The sequence below is a fragment of the Escherichia sp. E4385 genome (genome assembly GCF_963883145.1).
Lineage (GTDB): Bacteria > Pseudomonadota > Gammaproteobacteria > Enterobacterales > Enterobacteriaceae > Escherichia.
On the sequence record NZ_CAWOOJ010000012.1, the window covers coordinates 57,891 to 74,419 of the forward strand.

The 16,529-nt window shown below is 49.2% G+C and carries 17 protein-coding genes; 8 read left to right on the forward strand and 9 right to left on the reverse strand.

Annotated elements, in window-relative coordinates:
• Nucleotides 1-118: 118 nt before the first annotated feature.
• Entirely contained in the window at nucleotides 119-682 is a 564-nt protein-coding gene (locus AACS80_RS11805; RefSeq protein ID WP_130208821.1) for a TetR/AcrR family transcriptional regulator, read from the reverse strand.
• 514 nt (nucleotides 683-1,196) lie between these two features.
• Between AACS80_RS11805 and fabI the strand changes: the two genes are divergently transcribed.
• The 3 genes from fabI to AACS80_RS11820 all read left to right on the forward strand — a co-directional run bounded on the left by fabI (nucleotide 1,197) and on the right by AACS80_RS11820 (nucleotide 5,258).
• Nucleotides 1,197-1,985, forward strand: coding sequence for an enoyl-ACP reductase FabI (gene fabI, locus AACS80_RS11810; RefSeq protein ID WP_000506490.1), 789 nt, complete (start codon nucleotides 1,197-1,199; stop codon nucleotides 1,983-1,985).
• A 143-nt stretch (nucleotides 1,986-2,128) separates the two neighbouring features.
• Nucleotides 2,129-3,256: a carboxymuconolactone decarboxylase family protein gene (locus AACS80_RS11815; RefSeq protein ID WP_135409884.1), complete on the forward strand. Its 1,128-nt coding sequence runs from the start codon at nucleotides 2,129-2,131 to the stop codon at nucleotides 3,254-3,256.
• Between the two features lie 67 nt (nucleotides 3,257-3,323).
• The gene (locus AACS80_RS11820; RefSeq protein ID WP_135409883.1) at nucleotides 3,324-5,258 is read left to right on the forward strand and encodes an exoribonuclease II; all 1,935 of its coding nucleotides are present in this window, start codon (nucleotides 3,324-3,326) and stop codon (nucleotides 5,256-5,258) included.
• A 63-nt stretch (nucleotides 5,259-5,321) separates the two neighbouring features.
• Here AACS80_RS11820 and AACS80_RS11825 read toward each other — a convergent pair whose 3' ends face one another.
• Nucleotides 5,322-5,444, reverse strand: a complete 123-nt coding sequence (locus AACS80_RS11825; RefSeq protein ID WP_130208829.1) for a hypothetical protein — start codon at nucleotides 5,442-5,444, stop codon at nucleotides 5,322-5,324.
• Between the two features lie 53 nt (nucleotides 5,445-5,497).
• Between AACS80_RS11825 and pdeR the strand changes: the two genes are divergently transcribed.
• Nucleotides 5,498-7,483 carry a cyclic di-GMP phosphodiesterase gene (gene pdeR / locus AACS80_RS11830; protein ID WP_135409882.1) on the forward strand — a complete coding sequence of 662 codons (1,986 nt, stop codon included), beginning with the start codon at nucleotides 5,498-5,500 and terminating at the stop codon, nucleotides 7,481-7,483.
• 44 nt (nucleotides 7,484-7,527) lie between these two features.
• On the opposite strand, the gene AACS80_RS23975 is transcribed toward pdeR, so the two are convergent.
• Nucleotides 7,528-7,593 carry a hypothetical protein gene (locus tag AACS80_RS23975; RefSeq protein ID WP_445236446.1) on the reverse strand — a complete coding sequence of 22 codons (66 nt, stop codon included), beginning with the start codon at nucleotides 7,591-7,593 and terminating at the stop codon, nucleotides 7,528-7,530.
• Nucleotides 7,594-7,631: 38 nt separating this feature from the next.
• Here AACS80_RS23975 and AACS80_RS11835 point away from each other — a divergent pair, with 38 nt between their 5' ends.
• The 3 genes from AACS80_RS11835 to osmB all read left to right on the forward strand — a co-directional run bounded on the left by AACS80_RS11835 (nucleotide 7,632) and on the right by osmB (nucleotide 9,133).
• Nucleotides 7,632-7,805: a YciZ family protein gene (locus AACS80_RS11835; RefSeq protein ID WP_130208833.1), complete on the forward strand. Its 174-nt coding sequence runs from the start codon at nucleotides 7,632-7,634 to the stop codon at nucleotides 7,803-7,805.
• 93 nt (nucleotides 7,806-7,898) lie between these two features.
• Nucleotides 7,899-8,648, forward strand: coding sequence for a DNA-binding transcriptional regulator YciT (yciT, locus tag AACS80_RS11840; RefSeq protein WP_130259735.1), 750 nt, complete (start codon nucleotides 7,899-7,901; stop codon nucleotides 8,646-8,648).
• 266 nt (nucleotides 8,649-8,914) lie between these two features.
• Nucleotides 8,915-9,133 (forward strand): osmotically-inducible lipoprotein OsmB, encoded by a 219-nt coding sequence (gene osmB, locus AACS80_RS11845; RefSeq protein WP_000498252.1) that lies wholly within the window; start codon nucleotides 8,915-8,917, stop codon nucleotides 9,131-9,133.
• A gap of 126 nt (nucleotides 9,134-9,259) precedes the next feature.
• On the opposite strand, the gene yciH is transcribed toward osmB, so the two are convergent.
• The 5 genes from yciH to pgpB form a co-directional block, all read right to left on the reverse strand.
• The gene (gene yciH, locus AACS80_RS11850; protein ID WP_130208837.1) at nucleotides 9,260-9,586 is read right to left on the reverse strand and encodes a stress response translation initiation inhibitor YciH; all 327 of its coding nucleotides are present in this window, start codon (nucleotides 9,584-9,586) and stop codon (nucleotides 9,260-9,262) included.
• The gene (gene pyrF, locus AACS80_RS11855) at nucleotides 9,586-10,323 is read right to left on the reverse strand and encodes an orotidine-5'-phosphate decarboxylase (RefSeq protein ID WP_130208839.1); all 738 of its coding nucleotides are present in this window, start codon (nucleotides 10,321-10,323) and stop codon (nucleotides 9,586-9,588) included. The genes yciH and pyrF overlap by 1 nt, the downstream gene beginning before the upstream one ends.
• A 193-nt stretch (nucleotides 10,324-10,516) precedes the next feature.
• Nucleotides 10,517-11,686: a lipopolysaccharide assembly protein LapB gene (gene lapB / locus AACS80_RS11860; RefSeq protein WP_130208841.1), complete on the reverse strand. Its 1,170-nt coding sequence runs from the start codon at nucleotides 11,684-11,686 to the stop codon at nucleotides 10,517-10,519.
• A gap of 6 nt (nucleotides 11,687-11,692) precedes the next feature.
• On the reverse strand, nucleotides 11,693-12,001 hold the full coding sequence (lapA, locus tag AACS80_RS11865) for a lipopolysaccharide assembly protein LapA (RefSeq protein ID WP_130208843.1): 309 nt from the start codon (nucleotides 11,999-12,001) through the stop codon (nucleotides 11,693-11,695).
• Between the two features lie 148 nt (nucleotides 12,002-12,149).
• Nucleotides 12,150-12,914, reverse strand: a complete 765-nt coding sequence (gene pgpB / locus AACS80_RS11870) for a phosphatidylglycerophosphatase B (RefSeq protein ID WP_130259732.1) — start codon at nucleotides 12,912-12,914, stop codon at nucleotides 12,150-12,152.
• 168 nt (nucleotides 12,915-13,082) lie between these two features.
• Between pgpB and ribA the strand changes: the two genes are divergently transcribed.
• Complete coding sequence (ribA, locus tag AACS80_RS11875) at nucleotides 13,083-13,673, forward strand: GTP cyclohydrolase II (protein ID WP_064527224.1); 591 nt, start codon at nucleotides 13,083-13,085, stop codon at nucleotides 13,671-13,673.
• A gap of 62 nt (nucleotides 13,674-13,735) precedes the next feature.
• Here ribA and acnA read toward each other — a convergent pair whose 3' ends face one another.
• Complete coding sequence (acnA, locus tag AACS80_RS11880; RefSeq protein ID WP_135409881.1) at nucleotides 13,736-16,411, reverse strand: aconitate hydratase AcnA; 2,676 nt, start codon at nucleotides 16,409-16,411, stop codon at nucleotides 13,736-13,738.
• Nucleotides 16,412-16,529 lie beyond the last annotated feature (118 nt).

Below are 16,529 nucleotides of genomic sequence, written 5' to 3' on the forward strand. Positions count from 1 at the left end.
TAAAATTAATGAGGATATGCCAAGGATATTCAGATATAACGAACCCGCATCGCGAAATGAATTTCGCAATGAAATAAGGGGGATTAATATCCCCCACTATCGGTTAATTCTTTTCTTATTAATTTATCAACATACTAACAATGTCCTGATATATTTTTTGCAGACGTTGGGGATCGCTTTTTTGCGGTGTCAAGCGACGATAAACCGTACCTTCCATCATGGTGGCAAGCACTTCAACGCAGCAACGAATGTGCTCATCGCTAAGATGGGGATGCATTCTTTTCATATGTGCACAACCGTTAGCGAACATTCTGGCGTCAGCTTCCTCGAGCATCGCCATCACCCGTGGGTTGCGTGTGGCTTCTGCAGCCACTTCCAGCATCAACGCGTCGTCGTCCTCATTTAAGGATTTCCGCAAAGCAAGAACTTCCGGGAAGTGATCGGTACGCGCGTCAATGTCCATCTGGGCAATACGAAAGTCGATGATACGGCGAACCATCTCTTCAATAATGGCGTCTTTATTGGCGAAGTAACGATATATCTGACCCACGCTAAGCTGAGCTTCGCTGGCAATTTGCGACATACTGGCGGCGTGAAAACCGCAGCGACGAAAACACCGACGGGCGGCGTTGATGATTTCATCCTGACGCTGTTTGTGACGTATCTCCAGCTTGCTGGTCATTTCTGTCTCCTGTCCTTCCACTTAGTGAGAACGATCATTCTCATTTTTGCCAATTATACATTTCTCCAAAGTGAGGGAAAGTATTTTTATCTTATTCATGGTGTATATTCTGATAATGAAGAGATTGTGGAGATTCTGTGAAGATAGTTGACAATATTAATTTGGGGGCTATTTGTCAGAGATAAGACAGCGACTGATTGGCGCCAGAGTATTAATCGCCGATGACACAACAAACGCCGGACCTGATAAATCCGCGTCTGTTTTATCATCAAACTTACCGGAAGTAATACGAATAGTTTTAAAGCCAGACGCTATAAGATATTTCCACAACCTGCCCCTTGCAGGCGTCGCAAAATGCTCTGGACTGCTGATTCTCTCCGGTACAGAAAGCGCAACTATAGCCACCCACAGCCAGGTTGATTATAATAACCGTTTATCTGTTCGTACTGTTTACTAAAACGACGAATCGCCTGATTTTCAGGCACAACAAGCATCAACAATAAGGATTAAAGCTATGGGTTTTCTTTCCGGTAAGCGCATTCTGGTAACCGGTGTTGCCAGCAAACTGTCCATCGCCTACGGTATCGCTCAGGCGATGCACCGCGAAGGAGCTGAACTGGCATTCACCTACCAGAACGACAAACTGAAAGGCCGCGTAGAAGAATTTGCCGCTCAATTAGGTTCTGACATCGTTCTGCAGTGCGATGTTGCCGAAGATGCCAGCATCGACACCATGTTCGCTGAACTGGGTAAAGTTTGGCCGAAATTTGACGGTTTCGTACACTCTATTGGTTTTGCACCTGGCGATCAGCTGGATGGCGACTATGTTAACGCCGTAACTCGTGAAGGCTTCAAAATTGCCCACGACATTAGCTCCTACAGCTTCGTTGCAATGGCAAAAGCTTGCCGCTCCATGCTGAATCCGGGCTCTGCTCTGCTGACCCTTTCCTACCTGGGCGCTGAGCGCGCTATCCCGAACTACAACGTTATGGGTCTGGCAAAAGCGTCTCTGGAAGCTAACGTGCGCTATATGGCCAACGCAATGGGGCCGGAAGGTGTGCGTGTTAACGCCATTTCCGCAGGTCCGATCCGTACGCTGGCCGCTTCCGGCATCAAAGACTTCCGTAAAATGCTGGCGCACTGCGAAGCCGTTACGCCGATTCGTCGTACCGTTACCATCGAAGATGTGGGTAACTCCGCAGCGTTCCTGTGCTCCGATCTCTCTGCCGGTATCTCCGGTGAAGTGGTCCACGTTGACGGCGGTTTCAGCATCGCTGCAATGAACGAACTGGAACTGAAATAATCGTTCTGTTGGTCAAGATGGGCGGCGTTCTGCCGCCCGTTTTCTCTGTTATACCTTTCTGATATTTGTTATCGCCGATCCGTCTTTCTCCCCTTCCCGCCTTGCGTCAGGATAACGATTTCCGTTATGACCAAGGAGCGCCCATGGAACAACGCCACAGTTCAGGCAAAAGCCATTGGTATCATGAAATCCAATCCAGCACTTCAGAGCATAACGTTCTGCCACTTGTACCCGAAGCCGCAAAGGTCAACGACCCTTTTTTGCTCGACGTGATTCTTGAGGAACAAACGCTGGCCCCTTTTCAGTCATGGCTGGCACCCGCACGTGCACTCGCTGGAGCATTGTTCCCGGATCAGCTGGCCGTGACCCGCTTGCAGACATTCACCGCTTATGAACGCCTGTCGACTGCCCTGACTGTTGCCCAGGTCTGCGGCGTCCAGCGGTTGTGCAACTACTATTCCGCGCGCCTGACACCACTTCCTGGACCGGATTCCTCCAGGGAAAGTAATCATCGGCTGGCGCAAATCACACAATATGCCCGCCAACTGGCCTTCTCTCCATCTATTATCGACGGTCGATCCCGTGAGCATCTTAAAGATGTCGGCCTTACCGCCTGGGACTGTGTGTTCATTACCCAAATTATTGGCTTTGTCGGTTTTCAGGCGCGAGTGATTGCCTCATTGCAGGCTTATCTTGAGCAACCAGTTCGTTGGCTACCCGGTCTGGAGATGCAAAACTACGCCGATGCATCACTGTTTGCGAATGAATCAACTCGCTGGCGTACCTGCTACGCCGTAGAAAAATCATGTGAAGATGCGGTGAATAGTTCGTCGGTTGAACTCAGCCAACTGACCGAAATACTCAATCTTCACCCAGCTCTACTTTCACGCCTTGAGGAGCTATTCGCCAGCACATTGGTTAGCGCCAAAACCAACCATCAACTTGCGACGTTGTTAACCGCGCGGATTAATGGCAGCGCCGCTTGCTTCGCTAGTCAAACATATTCAACAACAGAATATAAAGAGGCAATCCTCATTCTACGTCAGGGCGAAAATGAAATTAATCGGTGGGCTGATAGCCATTGTGTTGAGCGCGCTACCGTTCAGGCGATACAATGGCTGACCCGAGCACCCGATCGCTTTAGCGCCGCCCAGTTCAGCCCATTACTCGAACACGAAATATCATCAACACAGGTTATTAATTTGTTGGTATGGAGCGGGCTTTGTGGCTGGATCAATCGCTTAAAAATCGCGTTGGGTGAAACATATTAACCTTGCTGCGTCAGACAGAATCGCGTAAAACTGTCAGCCGCTCTAATGGCCACCAAAATAGACAATTATGTTTCAGGACAACCCGCTGCTAGCGCAGCTTAAACAGCAACTGCATTCCCAGACGCCCCGCGCTGAAGGGGTGGTAAAAGCCACTGAAAAAGGCTTTGGCTTCCTGGAAGTCGATGCACAGAAAAGTTATTTCATTCCGCCGCCGCAAATGAAAAAAGTGATGCATGGCGACAGAATTATCGCAGTCATCCACAGCGAAAAAGATCGTGAATCTGCCGAACCAGAAGAACTGGTTGAACCTTTTCTAACCCGCTTCGTGGGTAAAGTTCAGGGCAAGAATGACCGTCTGGCCATTGTCCCTGATCATCCATTATTGAAAGATGCCATTCCTTGCCGCGCAGCCCGTGGCCTGACACATGAATTTAAAGAAGGCGACTGGGCAGTTGCCGAAATGCGCCGTCATCCATTGAAAGGCGATCGTTCTTTCTATGCAGAACTCACGCAGTACATCACTTTTGGCGACGATCACTTCGTGCCGTGGTGGGTAACTCTGGCGCGTCATAACCTGGAAAAAGAAGCGCCGAACGGCGTTGCTACTGAAATGCTCGACGAAGGTCTGGTGCGCGAAGATCTGACTGCACTGGATTTTGTCACCATCGATAGCGCCAGCACGGAAGATATGGATGACGCCCTCTTCGCGAAGGCGCTCCCGGATGACAAACTGCAACTGATCGTGGCGATTGCCGATCCAACCGCGTGGATTGCAGAAGGTAGCAAACTGGACAAAGCGGCAAAAGTTCGTGCATTCACCAACTATCTGCCAGGTTTCAACATCCCAATGCTGCCGCGTGAGCTTTCCGACGATCTCTGCTCACTGCGCGCCAATGAAGTTCGCCCGGTACTGGCGTGTCGGATGACGCTCTCCGCAGATGGCACCATTGAAGACAATATCGAGTTCTTTGCCGCGACTATCGAGTCCAAAGCGAAACTGGTTTATGACCAGGTTTCCGACTGGCTGGAAAACACCGGCGACTGGCAGCCAGAAAGTGAGGCCATTGCCGAACAAATTCGCCTTCTGGCGCAAATTTGCCAGCGTCGCGGCGAGTGGCGCCATAACCATGCACTGGTGTTTAAAGATCGCCCGGATTACCGTTTTATTCTCGGTGAAAAAGGTGAAGTGCTGGATATCGTCGCCGAGCCTCGTCGTATTGCCAACCGTATCGTCGAAGAAGCGATGATTGCTGCTAACATTTGTGCTGCCCGCGTACTGCGCGATAAGCTCGGTTTTGGTATCTATAACGTGCATATGGGCTTTGATCCGGCAAATGCTGAAGCGCTGGCAGCATTGCTAAAAACGCACGGTCTGCATGTCGATGCTGAAGAAGTGCTCACGCTGGATGGTTTCTGCAAGCTGCGTCGCGAACTGGATGCGCAACCAACCGGTTTCCTCGACAGCCGTATTCGTCGTTTCCAGTCCTTTGCCGAAATCAGCACTGAGCCAGGCCCTCACTTTGGCCTCGGTCTGGAAGCGTATGCCACCTGGACCTCACCAATCCGTAAGTATGGCGACATGATCAACCATCGTCTGCTGAAAGCGGTCATCAAAGGCGAAACGGCGACGCGTCCGCAGGATGAGATCACCGTTCAAATGGCCGAGCGTCGTCGTCTCAACCGGATGGCGGAACGTGATGTCGGTGATTGGTTATACGCCCGTTTCCTGAAAGACAAAGCCGGGACCGACACCCGTTTTGCGGCGGAAATTGTCGATATCAGCCGTGGCGGCATGCGTGTGCGTCTGGTTGATAATGGCGCTATCGCTTTTATTCCTGCGCCATTCTTACACGCCGTACGCGACGAACTGGTTTGCAGTCAGGAAAATGGCACCGTGCAAATTAAAGGTGAAACGGTTTACAAGGTAACCGATGTTATCGACGTCACTATTGCCGAAGTTCGTATGGAAACTCGCAGCATTATTGCTCGTCCGGTAGCGTAATATTCTTTTGCGGCCCATTCATTACGGATGGGCCGTTTACTTTACTCGTCTCCGCATTCGTTTTTATCCCCCCAGATTTTTTTCACAGACTTTCGTTTGTAAACTGGCGTTTTTCCAAAACTGGATTACAAATAAATATATAAATAAAACAATACGTTTAGCCGTCGCTAATTTTATGTAATTCATGTTGGACCTTTCTTTTAATCGCGAACTCCGCTGTTAACCGGAAGACACGCTTCATGAAAACAGTTAGGGAGTCCACAACGTTGTACAACTTTCTCGGATCGCACAATCCATACTGGCGTTTATCGGAAAGCAGCGATGTTTTGCGCTTTTCCACCACCGAAACCACAGAACCTGAACGTACTTTGCAGTTAACTGCTGAACAGGCTGCTCGCATCAGGGAAATGACGGTCATCACTTCCAGCCTGATGATGAGTCTGACCGTCAATGAGAGCGATGTTTCTGTGCATCTGGTTGGACGAAAAATCAATAAACGCGAATGGGGCGGCAACGCGTCTGCATGGCATGACACACTTGCAGTAGCCCGCGATTTATCGCATGGGCTTTCTTTTGCTGAACAGGTAGTGTCTGAAGCTCATTCCGCGATAGTCATTCTTGACAGCCGGGGAAATATCCAACGGTTTAACCGATTATGTGAAGAATACACAGGTTTCAAAGAGCACGATGTCATTGGTCAAAGCGTATTTAAGCTGTTTATGAGCCGTCGTGAAGCTGCGGCATCCAGCCGCAATAACCGAGGCTTTTTTCGCAGTGGTAATGCTTATGAAATTGAGCTCTGGATACCAACGCGCAACGGTCAACGGCTATTTCTGTTTCGCAACAAATTTGTGCACAGCGGTAGCGGCAAAAATGAGATCTATTTAATCTGTTCCGGCACCGATATTACCGAAGAGCGTCGCGCCCAGGAACGACTTCGCATACTGGCAAATACCGACAGCATCACTGGACTACCGAATCGTAACGCCATGCAGGCGTTAATCGATCATGCCATTGATCAAGCTAACGACTGTAAGGTTGGTGTTGTATATCTTGATTTAGACAATTTTAAAAAGGTAAACGACGCTTACGGGCATTTATTTGGCGACCAGTTGTTACGTGAGGTGTCACTGGCCATTTTAAGCTGCCTTGAACAGGATCAGGTGCTGGCGCGTCCTGGCGGGGATGAGTTTCTGGTGCTGGCACCCAATACATCACAAAGCGCACTGGAAGCGATGGCATCACGTATTTTAACCCGGCTTCGCCAACCCTTCCGTATTGGTTTAATTGAAGTTTATACTGGCTGTTCCGTCGGTATTTCACTTTCGCCACAACATGGTATGGACAGCGCAGCCATTATTCGCCATGCCGACACCGCAATGTACACCGCAAAAGAAGGTGGGCGCGGACAGTTCTGTGTTTTTTCGCCAGAAATGAACCAACGTGTTTTCGAATATCTTTGGCTTGATACCAACCTGCGTAAAGCGCTGGAAAACGATCAGTTAGTTATTCATTATCAACCGAAAATCACCTGGCGCGGTGAAGTTCGAAGCCTGGAAGCGTTGGTGCGCTGGCAGTCGCCTGAACGCGGACTCATTCCCCCGTTAGACTTTATTTCCTATGCAGAAGAGTCTGGGCTAATTGTTCCATTAGGACGTTGGGTGATTCTCGATGTGGTGCGTCAGGTGGCGAAATGGCGTGATAAAGGCATTAATCTGCGGGTAGCGGTGAACATCTCTGCTCGCCAGTTTGCCGATCAAACTCTTTTTACCGATCTGAAGCAGGTTCTTCAAGAACTGAATTTTGAATACTGCCCTATTGATATCGAGTTAACTGAAAGCTGTCTGATAGAAAATGATGAACTCGCCCTCTCCGTCATTCAGCAATTTAGTCAGTTAGGCGCGCAAGTGCATTTGGATGATTTTGGCACCGGTTACTCTTCGCTTTCGCAACTGGCCCGTTTTCCCATCGATGCGATTAAACTTGACCAAGCTTTTGTCCGTAATATTCACAAACAACCTGTCTCGCAGTCATTAGTGCGCGCGATTGTCGCCGTCGCCCAGGCATTGAATCTGCAAGTCATCGCCGAAGGCGTGGAAAGCACAAAAGAAGATGCCTTTTTAACCAAAAACGGCATCAATGAGAGGCAAGGATTTTTGTTTGCCAAACCAATGCCTGCCGTGGCCTTTGAACGTTGGTTTAAACGTTACCTGAAACGCTTATAAAGAGACGAATGTATATAATTAGCGATATATAATCTTATCACACATCATTTTCTTGAATGAAAATTGGCCTTTGCCACTATACGCTTCTCTTTTAGTGGCAATTTTTGCATTATTCATTTTTGCCTTTATTTGCCATAAGGATACCCTCATGTCTGAATTTGATGCCCAGCGCGTTGCCGAACGTATTGATATTGTGTTAGATATCCTTGTGGCGGGCGATCACCACTCTGCGATCCATAATCTCGAGATACTAAAAGCAGAACTCTTGCGCCAGGTTGCTGCATCTACGCCAGACATCCCGAAGGCACCGTGGGAGATTTAACAGTCGTGCTTTCAGGCTTTCCATTTAGCAGAAAAGGATGCCAGGCGCGTCAGCTTTTTTATTGAATATTATAACGTTATAAGAATTACAGCGATGAATTCCCGACAACAAACAATTCTACAGATGGTCATTGACCAGGGTCAGGTTAGCGTAACCGAACTGGCAAAAGCCACTGGTGTTTCTGAAGTTACTATTCGCCAGGATCTCAACACCCTCGAAAAACTGAGTTATCTGCGCCGCGCGCATGGTTTTGCAGTTTCGCTTGATAGCGATGATGTTGAAACCCGGATGATGAGTAATTATACGCTGAAGCGTAAACTTGCCGAGTTTGCGGCTTCTCTGGTTCAGTCAGGTGAAACTATCTTTATTGAAAATGGCAGCAGCAATGCCCTTTTGGCTCGCACGTTAGGCGAACAGAAGAAAGATGTTACCATCATTACGGTTAGCAGCTACATTGCGCATTTGTTGAAAGACGCCCCCTGTGAAGTCATTTTACTTGGTGGCGTGTACCAGAAGAAAAGCGAAAGCATGGTTGGCCCTCTGACACGTCAGTGTATCCAGCAGGTTCATTTCAGTAAGGCATTTATTGGTATTGATGGCTGGCAACCTGAAACTGGATTTACTGGACGCGACATGATGCGTACCGACGTAGTCAATGCAGTGCTGGAAAAAGAGTGCGAAGCAATAGTTCTGACGGACAGCTCAAAATTTGGTGCCGTACATTCTTACTCCATCGGCCCTGTTGAGAAAATCAAACGGGTCATTACCGACTCGAAGATACCTGCCAGCCACCTGTTGCATCTTGAGCATAATAGACTGACAGTTCACGTCGTCGACAATTAATTTCCCCTCCTCTACGGATGATTTGCACTTTCGCAAATCATCCGCTCTAAGATGATTCCTGGCTGTTAATTAAGACTATTTACCTGTCCTTAAAACTTCAAAGTTGTAAACTTAACATTAGCGATATAACAGGAAGTGACTGTCACCTGCGTGATATAACCCTGCGCGAGAGGATTTCACGGAAAATAACTTTTTCAGAAAGCGTCTTAACTATTATAGTTAAAGAGAGTTTACTTCCGTGAATCATAAATTCAGGAGAGAGTATTATGTTTGTAACGAGCAAAAAAATGACCGCGGCTGTTCTGGCGATTACGCTGGCTATGTCTCTGAGTGCCTGTTCTAACTGGTCTAAACGAGATCGTAATACCGCAATCGGTGCGGGTGCAGGTGCTTTAGGTGGCGCAGTACTGACTGATGGCAGCACGCTGGGTACGTTAGGCGGTGCGGCAGTCGGTGGTATTATCGGTCACCAGGTCGGTAAATAATCGTAAATAAATGTCGATTAGCGACTCGCAATTATAATACGCTTAACTCTGTTCAGTACGAAATAACTGAATAATACACACAGTAAAATAAACGAAAGCCACGGAATATTTTCGTGGCTTTTTTTGTTAACCGCCGGCGAGTTTTACCTTCATGCCTTTCGCTTCAAGCATTGATTTTAATAAATCACGCTTATCTCCCTGAATTTCGATAATTCCTTCTTTTACTGACCCTCCGCAGCCGCATTTTTTCTTCAGTTCTGCCGCTAGCTTTATCAGTTCAGCTTCATCGAGATCAACACCAGTAATCAGGCAAACACCCTTACCTTTGCGACCGCTGGTTTGACGTTGAATACGCACAACGCCATCACCTTTAGGGCGTACAGGGGCTAATTTCGGTTCATCGATACGTCCAGTCTCCGTTGAATAGACCAGACGGCTGTTGGAATCACTCATTATGCACTCCGCTGTAACGAGGCGTTGATCGCTTTCAGCGTTTGCGCTGGATCCGCAGATTGCGTCACCGGGCGACCAATCACCATATAATCAACCCCAGCTGCCAGCGCCTGTTCTGGCGTCATAATGCGGCGCTGGTCTCCAGCATCACTCCCCTGAGGACGAATACCCGGCGTAACCAGTTTGAAGTCCTGACCAAACGCTTGTTTAAAACGAACGGCTTCTTGGGCAGAACACACCACGCCATCAAGACCACATTTTTGTGTCAGCGCCGCCAGACGCTCTGCATAATCCGCTGGTGACAGTGTCACGCCGAGATCCGCCAGATCGCTTGATTCCATGCTAGTCAGCACAGTTACCGCTATTAACAACGGCGCGTCTTTGCCAAACGGAACCAGCGCCTCACGAGCAGCGGTCATCATACGCGCCCCGCCAGATGCATGAACATTCACCATCCACACACCTAAGTCAGCCGCTGCGGCCACGGCGTGCGCTGCTGTGTTGGGAATGTCGTGAAATTTCAGGTCAAGGAAGATATCAAAACCACGCTCTTGCAGTTCACGGACAAACTGTGGCCCAAACAGCGTAAACATCTCTTTGCCAACTTTCAGACGACAATCGCGTGGGTCGATTTTGTCGACAAATGCCAGCGCAGCATCACGATTATTATAATCAAGGGCAACAACGACGGGAGAACGCGTAACAGCGCGGGAAGAAGATGAAGCAGTTAACGTCATGACCAGACCTTCTTGATGATGGGCACCGGAAGTGGCGCGAAAAAGGTAAACGGCGTGCATTCTACCCGTGGAAATAAAAAATTAACAGTTGCGATTTCTCCCCTGTCAGGCTTTTTCATGCAGGCGTTACCGAAGCACATTTGTTGATAACAACCATTAGTATGTTGTAACTAAAGTTGATTTTTTTTAAAAACTACAGACCGTCCAGACCACGAATTGGTTTAATGGTCGACCAGGCCCGACAGGACGGACAATGCCAGTAAAGGGTATAAGCGGTAAAACCACACTTCTGGCAGCGATAACGCGGCTTACTGCGTACCTTCTCACCAACCATATCGCGCAGCACCATCAGGCTCTCTTTTGCACGCCCTTCTTCCGCTTCATTGAGGTGGTAATCCATCAATTTGTGGAACACGCGCATGGTTGGATGACGTTGCAACTGCCGCGTAATGTAAACCTGAGCTGCATCGCTCCCGTCACGCGATTCAATGATGTCAGCAAGCATCAGTTCAGCATCAGCACCCGTATTTTCTTCCACCGCTCGCTGGAGAAACTCTGCCCATTCGTCAGTTTTACCCAACTGCTGATAGCAGGTTTGCAGCATTTCCAGCGTTTCGCTGACCAGTTCTCTGTCCTGAGAAATAACGCGTTGCAGGCTTTCGACCGCTTTGCCATACTCGCCTTTGGCCATAAAAACACGCCCCATCATGATGGATACGCGCGCGCTGTTTTTGTCGGCCGCCGCCCCTTTTTTCAGCAACGTCATGGCACGATCGAGATCTTCGCTGGCAATGTATTGAAGAGCTAATTCACAATAGAAATGAGCTATTTCGACCCGCTGTTTATCTTTACCCAGTTTAACCAAACGTTCGGCGACATCGATCGCCTTTTGCCATTCACTGGTGGCCTGGTAGATTTGCAGGAGTTGTTGCAAAGCGCCAACACGGAAGTCAGTTTCATCAGTCAATTGATTAAACATATCTTCCGCACGATCGTACAATCCGGCAGCCATGTAATCACGACCCAGTTGCTGAATTGCCAACAGGCGCTGTTCATAGGTCAGCGAGGCGCTTTCCATTAAGGTTTGGTGGATGCGAATTGCGCGATCGACTTCGCCACGGGATCGGAACAAGTTTCCGAGCGTAAGGTGGGCTTCAACGGTGCCGGTGTCCTCTTTGAGCATATCGAGGAACAGGTCCACCGCCTTATCTTGTTGATTGCTAAGCAGAAAGTTAACCCCCGCCACGTAATCACGTGACAGGCGATTGGCTTCATCTTGCTTGTTTTGTTGCGCACTTCTGCGGCCCATATACCAGCCATAGGCAGCGGCTACAGGCAAAAGCAGAAACAACAACTCCAGCATAGAAGGTTATTCCTTCGCCACTGACGCATGCGGCGCTACCGCCACATCAGTCGCGGGTGAAAGCTGGTTTTCCAGTCGCTTTATTTTACGTTCAGCACGCGCCAGAGAAACACGAACTCGCAGCCAGAACAGTCCGCAAATTAACCAACCGATAGCAAAACCCGCAGCAAACAATACCGCCAGCAAAGTAGAGATACGATACTCCCCTTGCGCTAACAGATAGTTAAACGTCACCTGTTGATCGTTCTGCGCACCTAACGTGACCGAAATCACGAAAATCGCCAACACCAATAAGAAAATGAGTAAATATTTCACATTACTTCCCGTTATGTGGTTAGAGCGCATAAATTATGGTCAACTTACCGCAATAGCCCTTTAAAGTACCATTTTCACGCCGACTGCGAAATGGCAACTACGTGCATTGTTGGTGATTTAAGGGCGAAAATCAGAAAATCAACCAGCGTTAACTTTCTTCTTCTCGTTGCGCTATCTCACGATTTTCTTCCGGAGGTGGTGTTAATGGCCCACAAATTCGTTGTGCAAGCCAGGTTGCCACCGCCACCAGCGCCCACGAAATCAATGTAGCCACCACCAAATCACGCGGCCAATGCATCCCGAGCAGTAGGCGGCTTCCCATGACTCCCGTGGCCCAAACCAGCAAGAGTGCAATGGTGAACGTTCGCCGACGCGGCCACAGTAACCCAACGGCCAGCAGCGCCCAACTGGCAGCAAACATCGTGTGACCGGAAGGAAAGGCAAAACCCGTCTCTTTCTGCCAGTGAGAGCGTAAATAGCCCGGTATATTATTTTCTGCAGCCAACTGTTCTTTCACTAAACTTCCGCGTTCCGCACGTTTTAAAGTGTAGAACTCCTCAACCGGAATATGATGTGTTTTTTCCAGCCATATCACAAAGGGGCGCGGCTCCTGAACTTTATCTTTTATCCAGGATTTCACGCCTTGTCCAATGAGGATCGCCGCAGCCAGAATGGTAAACAGCATAATTGCGGCTTTGAGGCGAAAACGCAGACACCAGAGAAACCAAGCGAATAAAATCAGATGTGTAATGACGCCCCAGGGCTGAGTAACGGTTTCAGTGATCCAAAAGGCCGCTTTTAACAGCCAACTTTGATCTCCTGGTTGCCAACGCCAGCCAGAAATCCATACAGCTACCGGCATTACAAGTAATAGTGCAGCTCCCACTGCGGTACGTCTGGCAATCGAACGCATGGCCTCTCCTTTTTATAATTCCCACAATCATAACTGAAAATGCCTGCTCCAGTAAAAATTGACAGATTTGTGCCATTCAGTGAACGATTGGCGCGTCGTGATTAGGAGAACCCCTTCGCGTTATGGCAAAATAAGCCAATACAGAACCAGCATTATCTGGAGAATTTCATGCAGCTTAAACGTGTGGCAGAAGCCAAACTGCCAACCCCATGGGGCGATTTCCTGATGGTGGGATTTGAAGAACTGGCAACCGGACACGATCATGTCGCGTTAGTTTATGGCGACATTTCAGGACATACTCCTGTCCTGGCACGCGTCCATTCTGAGTGTCTGACCGGTGATGCCCTGTTCAGCTTGCGCTGCGATTGCGGCTTCCAGCTTGAAGCGGCACTGACGCATATTGCCGAAGAAGGCCGTGGTATTTTGCTGTACCACCGTCAGGAAGGACGTAACATCGGTTTGTTGAATAAAATCCGTGCTTATGCGTTACAGGATCAAGGTTACGATACTGTAGAGGCCAATCATCAGTTAGGTTTCGCCGCTGATGAACGTGATTTCACCCTCTGCGCCGACATGTTCAAGTTACTGGGCGTTAATGAAGTCCGTCTGTTAACCAACAACCCGAAAAAAGTCGAAATTCTGACCGAAGCGGGTATCAACATTGTTGAACGCGTGCCGTTGATTGTTGGCCGTAACCCAAATAATGAACACTATCTCGATACTAAAGCCGAGAAAATGGGCCATTTGCTCAACAAATAACCCTGTTCGATACAGACTTAATATATTTGCCGGATGATCCACATCCGGCAAATAAAGCTGAATTACTTCAACATATTACGAATGACATAATGCAAAATACCGTCGTTCTGGTAATAGGTTAATTCAGTTGCAGTGTCGATGCGACAACGGCACGGCACAACGTCCTGCACACCATCAGCTCGCGTTAGTGTCACAGGAACCGTAGCGCCAGGTTGCAGATTTTGCAGATCGGCAATATCAATCTTCTCTTCCCCCGTCAGCCCTAACGATTTACGCGTCACACCTTGCGGGAACTCCAGCGGCAAAATACCCATGCCGATTAAATTCGAACGATGAATACGTTCAAACGATTCTGCAATCACCACGCGAATACCGAGCAGACGCGGGCCTTTTGCCGCCCAGTCTCGACTCGAACCTGACCCATATTCTTTCCCGGCAATTACCGCCAGCGGTGTTTTCTCTTGCTGATAGCGCATCGCCGCATCATAAATAGAGATAACATCATTGCCTGGTAGATGGCGCGTCATCCCCCCTTCAACACCAGGCACCATTTCGTTACGAATGCGAATATTGGCGAACGTGCCACGCATCATCACTTCATGGTTACCACGACGCGAACCGTAGGAGTTAAAATCTTTACGCTCAACACCACGACCTTGTAGATATCGACCCGCGGGACTATCAGGCTTAATGCTGCCTGCCGGAGAGATATGGTCAGTGGTAACCGAATCCCCCAGCATTGCCAGAATTCGCGCACCGTGAATATCTTCCACTGGCGCAGGGGTTGCCTGCATTTCATCAAAGAAAGGGGATAAGCGAATGTAGGTCGAATCATCCTGCCATCCGTAGGTATCTGATCGTACAACCTTAATCTCCTTCCACTCCGCAGTCCCTTCGAAAACTTCCGCGTACTCCTTACGGAACATTTCAGTGGAGACTTGCGCAACAGCGCGAGCAATCTCTTGAGTCGATGGCCAGATATCTTTCAGATATACCGGATCGCCTTTACGATCGTGCCCCAGAGGTTCGGAAGCCAGGTTGATATTCATATTGCCCGCCAGTGCATAGGCAACCACCAGCGGCGGCGAAGCCAACCAGTTGGTTTTAACCAGCGGATGAATACGTCCTTCAAAGTTACGGTTGCCAGACAGTACCGCGCCAACGGTTAAATCGCCCTTTTTGATCGCGGTTTCGATAGGATCGGGCAACGGACCAGAGTTACCAATACAGGTGGTACAACCATAGCCCACAAGGTTAAAGCCCAGTTCATCAAGATACGGCGTCAGTTTGGCTTTTGCCAGATAGTCAGAAACCACTTTCGAGCCAGGCGCGAGAGACGCTTTGACCCACGGTTGTCGTTTCAGCCCCAAGGTGACGGCTTTTTTCGCCAGTAATCCGGCCGCCATCAGCACGCTGGGGTTAGAGGTGTTGGTACACGACGTTATCGCAGCAATAACCACCGCACCATCAGGCAACTGATACTGATACCCGTTCATAACATAATCGACCGGCTGGCGATCTTTATGCGTGGCGTTGACTTCCAGTTCATTACTGGCGGCAAAAGCTTTTGGCACATCAGGCAGCGCAACACGATCTTGTGGACGCTTTGGACCGGCAAGACTAGCGACTACGTCGTTCATATTCAATTCAAGCGTACTGGTAAACACCGGTTCATCACCTGCGTTCCGCCACATCCCCTGCGCTTTAGCATATTTCTCAACCAGTTCAACCTGGTCTTCACTACGGCCGCTTAACCGCATGTAATCGAGAGTGACAGCATCGATTGGGAAGAAGCCGCAGGTCGCACCATATTCCGGCGACATATTGGCAATGGTTGCACGATCCGCCAGTGGCAGTGAATCCAGACCATCACCGTAAAATTCGACGAATTTACCTACTACGCCATGTTTACGTAGCATCTGAGTAACGGTCAGCACCAGGTCGGTGGCGGTAATGCCTTCACGCAGTTTACCGGTGAGTTTAAAGCCCACCACATCAGGAATAAGCATGGAAACTGGCTGACCTAACATCGCCGCTTCCGCTTCAATTCCACCAACGCCCCAGCCTAACACACCAAGACCGTTGATCATGGTCGTGTGCGAGTCGGTGCCAACGAGCGTATCCGGATAAGCAATCCACTCCCCCTCCTGCAATTCACTCCACACCGCTTTGCCGAGATATTCGAGGTTCACCTGGTGGCAAATCCCAGTGCCTGGTGGCACAACGCTAAAACGACTGAACGCCTGCTGCCCCCATTTCAGAAATACATAACGCTCGTGGTTGCGCTCCATTTCCAGGCGTACGTTTTCCTCAAATGCCTCATCATCGCCAAAGCGATCGACGGTCACCGAGTGGTCAATCACCAGATCGACTGGTGAGAGCGGATTCACCTTCGCGGTATCGCCACCGAGACGTTTTACTGCTTCCCGCATCGCCGCAAGATCAACAACAGCAGGTACGCCGGTAAAATCCTGCATCAGCACTCTGGCTGGACGGTAGGCAATTTCGCGGTCGGCATGGGCATTTTTCAGCCATCCCGCCAGCGCATGAATATCGTCTTCGGTGACCGAATTGCCATCCTGCCAGCGCAGCAGGTTTTCGAGCAGAACTTTGAGCGACTTAGGCAGACGGGTGATATCGCCCAGTGATTTGGCAGCAAGCGGCAGGCTGTAGTAGTGGTAAGTTTTATCTTTGGCCTGCAACGTGTCCTTACTGGCTTCTCGTAGGGTTGACGACATAGCTCCTCCTTAATAACAGGGTTGCGATGCCCTGATTCTCTTCAGGGTGAATATTAAAGATAACACAAACATCGCGTAACGATTTGATAACAACCCAAATTGATAAAAGAGGAGAAAA